Here is a 5,423-nt window from a genome sequence, read left to right on the forward strand (position 1 = left end):
CGCCTGCAGCGCCTGCGGCAGGCCGGCGCGGGCGCGCTCGAACTGCGCCGCATGGCCGGCCGTCGCGGCGGCGGCCGGCAGCTCCAGCGAAAACTCGCCCGACTCCGGAATGCACACCTCCTTGCAGACCAGCCAATCGGCCAGCATCTGCAGCTTCAGGCTGCCGCCCTTGAACTCGGGGCCTATGGTCAGCGGCACGGCCAGCAGCAGCTCGCCCTCGTAGCCGTAATTGACCAGCGGGCCGACCGGCAGGCGCTGCGGCGTCGGCCACTGGATCTCGCCGACCGTGACCCCGGCCGGCAGTTGCCAGTCCATCCGCGTCGGCAGGCCGGAGTCGCCGGGATTGCGCCAGTAGGTGTGCCAGTGCGGCTGATGCTTGATCAAGAGGCCCAGCCAGGCCGGCTTGCCGGGCTCCAGGCCCTCGGGCGCATGGGCCACCAATTCGGCGCGCACCTGCTCGGTGGTGACGACCGCCCCCTGGGCGGCGGCCAGCAGGGGGAACAACAAGGCCGAAACATTCAGCACAAGCCTGGAGAAAAGGAGGCGGACAGCAAAGGTCATGCAGGGTCTGTCGGAGCGCAATGGGATTCCTTGCACTCTAGGGTATGACGGAAGACCCCGAGTATCGGTGAGCTTCTCGACCGGCCGATGACGCCCCGCCAAGCCGCTTTGCGCGCTATGCGCATAAGCAAATAGGCATTGCGCGCATGCGGGCCGGCGGCTCTGCGTAGACTGGCTGACCGATATTCATAGGAGCTGTGTTGACCAAGAAGACCTTGCTGGCGCTGAGCCTGCTGAGCGCCGCCCTGCTGTCCCAGGCCCAGACCCTGCGCTGGGCCGGCGCTGGCGATCCGCTGACCCTGGACCCCTATGCGCAGAACGAGTCGCTGACCAATGTGTTCAACGGCCAGGTCTATGAATTCCTGATCGCGCGCGACAAGCAGCTGAACCTGGTGCCCCAACTGGCCACCGAATGGAAGCAGAACGGCCCGCTGAAATGGACCTTCAAGCTGCGCCCCGGCGTCAAGTTCCATGACGGCCGGGCACTGACGGCCGACGAGGTGGTGTTCTCGCTGGAGCGGGCCAAGCAGCCCAGCTCGCAGATCGCCGTCGACGCCAATGCGCTGGGCACGGCCCGCAAGCTCGACGAGCTGACCGTCGAGTTCAATCTGCCCAAGGTCAACCCGATCTTCCTTGAGCACATCAACACGCTCTACATCATGAGCAAGGGCTGGGCCGAGGCCAACAAGGCCACCAAAACCCAGGACTTCGCGAACAAGGAAGAGAGCTACGCCGCCTTCAATACCAATGGCACCGGCCCCTTCCAGCTGGTCAGCCGCGCGCCGGACAACAAGACGGTCTACAAGCGCAACCCCGGCTACTGGGGCAAGATCGAGGGCAATGTGCAGGAGATCGTCTACACGCCGATCAAGAGCGACGCGACCCGCACCGCCGCGCTGGTCTCGGGCGAGGTCGATTTCGTGCTCGACCCCTCGCCGCGCGATCTGGAGAAGCTGGCCGTCACGCCGGGCGTCAAGGTCATCAACGGCCCCGAGAACCGCATCATCTTCCTCGGCCTGGACCAGGGCCGCGACGAGCTGCTCTACAGCAGCGTCAAGGGCAAGAACCCGCTGAAGGACCAGCGCGTGCGCCGCGCGCTCTATCAGGCCATCGACATCGAGACCATCAAGACCAAGCGGATGAATGGCCAGGCCGCGCCCACCGGCGCGGTCGTGCCCTCGCCGCGGGGCAGCTTCAACGACCCCGAGATCGAGCGCCGCCTGCCCTTTGACGCCGAGGCCGCGAAGAAGCTGCTGGCCGAGGCCGGCTACCCGCAGGGCTTCGAGGTGCAGCTCGATTGCCCCAACAACCGCTATGTCAACGACGAGCGCATCTGCGTGACCCTGGCCTCGCAATGGGCCAAGATCGGCATCAAGACCAAGGTGCTGGCCCAACCGAAGGCACAGTTCTTCAACAAGGTCGAGAAGCTCGACACCTCGATCTATCTGTTCGGCTGGGGCGGCTCGATCACCGACCCCGAGAGCATCTTCACCTCGCACTACCGCAACCGCGGCGAGAAGGGCGTCGGCGAGTACAACCGCGGCAACTTCAAGGACGACGAACTCGACGCGCTGGCCGCCGCCTCCAGCGTCGAACCCGATGCCGACAAGCGCAAGGCCCTGATCAAGCAGGTCTTCAAGCGCCAGGCCGAGCAGGTCCACTACATCCCGCTGCACCGCCAGTTCATTCCATGGGCAGCGCGCAGCCATGTCGCGGTGGTGCACCGCCCTGACAACTGGCTGGAAGTGCGCTGGGTGACGGTGGGCGCCAAGTAAAAGGACCGGTCGGGCGGCACAATGGCGCTCCCGACCGCCCACAGGATCACTCTGCGATGACGCCCACCCCCGAGCACTTCAATCAACGCGGCGAAGGCAAGCTGCCCGGCCATCTGGGCATCGTGATCACCGCCGTCGCGCCGGGCGCGGTCAGCGCCGAGCTGGCCGTGGCCCCGCATCTGATGGCGCCCAACGGCTATCTGCATGCCGGCAGCCTCGTGACCCTGGCCGACACCGCCTGTGGCTATGGCTGCATCGCCAGCCTGCCCGAGGGCGCGCAGAACTTCACCACCGTCGAGCTGAAGTCCAACCATCTGGGCACGGCGCGCGAGGGCATGCTGGACTGCCAGGCCACCGGTGTGCACCTGGGCCGCACGACCCAGGTCTGGGACGCCGTCGTCAAGCATCGCGACAGCGGCAAGACACTGGCAGTCTTCCGCTGCACGCAGATGATTCTCTACCCCAAGGCCTGAGCGGTTCAGGCGCGCCGCAGCAGGTCGCCGAACACCGTCAGCTCGCCGTCGCGGCGGTCCTCGCCCGGCGCGTCGTAGAGCACCAGCCAGCCGGGCTTGCCCGCCAACAGCTCCGGCGGCACGGCGCACAGCGCTTCGGCGCGGTTGCAGCCCTGGCCATGGGGCAAGGTGATGGCTTCGCTCAGCGCGGTCGCCTCGAAGCGCACCGGCGCGCTGTTGGCCGCCAGCGCGGCGCGTGCACCGGGCCATAGAAACAGGCGGATCTCCCCGTCCAGCACCATGGTCGGCCCGGCGAGGATGTAGAGGTCGTCGCCGCTGAAATGCAGATCGCGCACGCCCAGCCCCTGCAACTGCAGAAAATGCTTGCGATACAGGCTGCCCTGCTCGTCCAGGGGCAGCAGCCGCAGCTGCTCGCCACGCGCCTCGACCTCGATCTCCAGCAGCGCCGACCAGCCGCGCAGCACCGGGCCGCGCAGGCCCAGCAGCAGGCGCTGGCCGACGACCGCCAGGCCCTCGATATCGAAGCCGTTGTCCTTGCCCGGAATGGCCATGAAAGGGCCGATATGCGGGTCATCGGCCAGCAGCCGGCTCAGCTGATTGCCTTCGGCATCGCCCTTCAGGCGCTGCGCGCGACGGCCATCGCGAGCCTCGCGCACCAGGCAGGGCGAGCCATCGGCACCGGCCTCGATAGGCACCCGGGCCAGCAGGCGCCGGTTGCCGTCGAGCGAGAGCTTGGCCAGGCGCTTGGCATTTTCGGCATCGTCGCGCCCGGGTTTGATGTTCTTGCGCTTGAGCCCGTGCGAGCCGACCAGCCAGAGCCAGTCGTCCACCACGGCCAGGCCCTCCAGATCGGCCTCTTCGTCGGCAGCGCCGGGCAGGTCCAGCAAGTCGGCCAGCGGAAAATCGCGGGCCTCGCCGAAGCGCAGCCGCTCGGCCCCGACCGGCTCGAGCCGACGCAGCCGGTCCACCCCGCAGGCCTCATCGCCGGCGACCCACAGGAAATCGCCGCTGAAGGCCGCGCCGGAGAGATTGGTGTGGACCAGGGAGGCCGAGGCAAATTCCAGGCGGACGGCATTGGCGCTGCGGGATTGAGGCATGACGAGGCTCCAGGACACGAGGCCACCATCATGCAACAGGCCCGCACGCGGGCCGCAGGCTTTCAGCGCAGGGTCAGCACAGGATCAGCGCGAGGCTGGCCAGCAGCAGCAGCGCGTGCGGAAAGGCCACGGTCGGTTTGCAGGCGCTGCGCGCATAGCCGCCCAGCAGGGCCAGCCCGCCGGGCCGGGACGCGGCCCACTCACTGTGCAGCTGGAAGGCCGGCAGCGCTTGCCGATCTGCCGCGGCAGCCGGCAGCAGGCCTTGCTCGACGCGCAGCAGGCGCGCAGCGATGCGGGCCTGGTAGGTCTTCAGCATCGCCTCCTGCCCCCACAGCAGCAGCGCCACCAGGCCCAGCCAATGCGGGCCGATCCGCCAGGCCAGACCGAGCGCGAACAGCGCGACGCCGGCCAGCTTGATCAGCAGCGCGCCGCGTTCGTATTGCTCGTGCTGCTGTTGCAGCAGGGTCCATTCTTGTTGCAGCGGCGACATCATGCTCATCGCTGCGGCTTGCCGGCCACGCCAAGTTGGCGATACAGCGCATTGGCCCGCGTCAGATGCTCGCGCATCGCCTGCTCGGCGGCGGCCGGTTGGCGGGCCGCAATCGCCTCGACGATGCGCCGATGTTCGCTCAAGGTCAGCTCCTCGGCGCCGGGGGCGCGCACCAGGGGCTGGTAGTACTCGCTGGCCCAGCCAAACAAGGCCTCGACAATGGCCGGGAAGATCGGGTTGCCGCTGATGCGGGCGATCTCGCGATGAAAGGCCATGTCGAACTCAAGGAACTTGCCGAGATTGGCCATCGAGGCGCGGTGCTCGTCCAGGCGCTGGCGCAGCCGCGCGATGTCGTCCTCGGTCGCCCGCTCGGCCGCCAGGCGGGCCATGCCGGTCTCCAGAAAGATGCGCGCTTCCTTCAGATGCTCCAGGCTGTCCGGCTGCATATGCAGCAGGTGACGGGCGCCGCCGGCGATCTGCTCGATCAGGCTGCCGGCCGTCGGCACGACAACGCGAGCCCGCTCGCCATGGCTGATCTCGACAATGCCCGAGCGCTCCAGCGCCTGCAGGGCCTCGCGCACCGCCGGCCGGCCGACGCCGTAGAACTCCATCAACTCGCGCTCGGCCGGCAGCTGCGCACCGGGCGCGATCTCGCCGCTGCGGATGCGCTCCATCAGGCGGTCCAGCACCTCCTGATAGAGCTTGCGACGGTGGATGGGGGATTCGGCGGCTGTCATGGCGCGGCGGAAGTTAACACATGCCTGCTCTTGCCCTGCCGCACCTCGGCGAAGAAGTCGGCGCCGCCCATCTGGCCGCCCTTCAGCACGATCTCCAAGCCATCGCGTGCGCTGTGGTCCGACCAGGCGCGGCACAGCGGCGCACCGGGGGCAAGACCTGCCACCACGCTCAAGGCCGCGATATCCAGCGCGCTGGCCACCGCGCCCGAACTGTCGCCGCCGGCCACCGCGATGCGCGTCAGGCGCTGGGGCGCGCGCTCCAGCAGCCGGCGCATCAGTGCGGCCAGGCC

General features: G+C 68.3%; 7 protein-coding genes. 2 read left to right on the top strand and 5 right to left on the bottom strand.

Annotated features, from left to right (window positions below):
• A partial coding sequence (locus PO768_RS27365) for a protein-disulfide reductase DsbD domain-containing protein (protein ID WP_442953307.1) occupies positions 1-507 on the bottom strand: 507 nt, incomplete at its 3' end.
• 254 nt (positions 508-761) lie between these two features.
• On the opposite strand from PO768_RS27365, the gene PO768_RS27370 reads away from it, so the two are divergent.
• Both PO768_RS27370 and PO768_RS27375 read left to right on the top strand, forming a co-directional pair.
• On the top strand, positions 762-2,336 hold the full coding sequence (locus PO768_RS27370) for an ABC transporter substrate-binding protein (RefSeq protein WP_272648577.1): 1,575 nt from the start codon (positions 762-764) through the stop codon (positions 2,334-2,336).
• A 56-nt stretch (positions 2,337-2,392) separates the two neighbouring features.
• A complete protein-coding gene (locus PO768_RS27375) occupies positions 2,393-2,809 on the top strand; it encodes a PaaI family thioesterase (RefSeq protein ID WP_269838226.1) in 417 nt (138 codons plus the stop codon).
• A gap of 5 nt (positions 2,810-2,814) precedes the next feature.
• On the opposite strand, the gene PO768_RS27380 is transcribed toward PO768_RS27375, so the two are convergent.
• The 4 genes from PO768_RS27380 to PO768_RS27395 form a co-directional block, all read right to left on the bottom strand.
• Positions 2,815-3,906, bottom strand: coding sequence for a DUF3616 domain-containing protein (locus PO768_RS27380; protein ID WP_272648578.1), 1,092 nt, complete (start codon positions 3,904-3,906; stop codon positions 2,815-2,817).
• Positions 3,907-3,979: 73 nt separating this feature from the next.
• The gene (locus PO768_RS27385; RefSeq protein ID WP_272648579.1) at positions 3,980-4,405 is read right to left on the bottom strand and encodes a hypothetical protein; all 426 of its coding nucleotides are present in this window, start codon (positions 4,403-4,405) and stop codon (positions 3,980-3,982) included.
• Positions 4,402-5,133, bottom strand: coding sequence for a transcriptional regulator NanR (locus tag PO768_RS27390; RefSeq protein ID WP_137944715.1), 732 nt, complete (start codon positions 5,131-5,133; stop codon positions 4,402-4,404). The genes PO768_RS27385 and PO768_RS27390 overlap by 4 nt, the downstream gene beginning before the upstream one ends.
• Positions 5,130-5,423 (bottom strand): nucleotide-binding domain containing protein (locus PO768_RS27395; protein WP_272648580.1); only part of this gene is annotated, 294 nt, incomplete at its 5' end. The genes PO768_RS27390 and PO768_RS27395, both read right to left, overlap by 4 nt.

The sequence above is a fragment of the Paucibacter sp. XJ19-41 genome, from assembly GCF_028462495.1.
Classification (GTDB): Bacteria; Pseudomonadota; Gammaproteobacteria; order Burkholderiales; family Burkholderiaceae_C; genus Roseateles_E.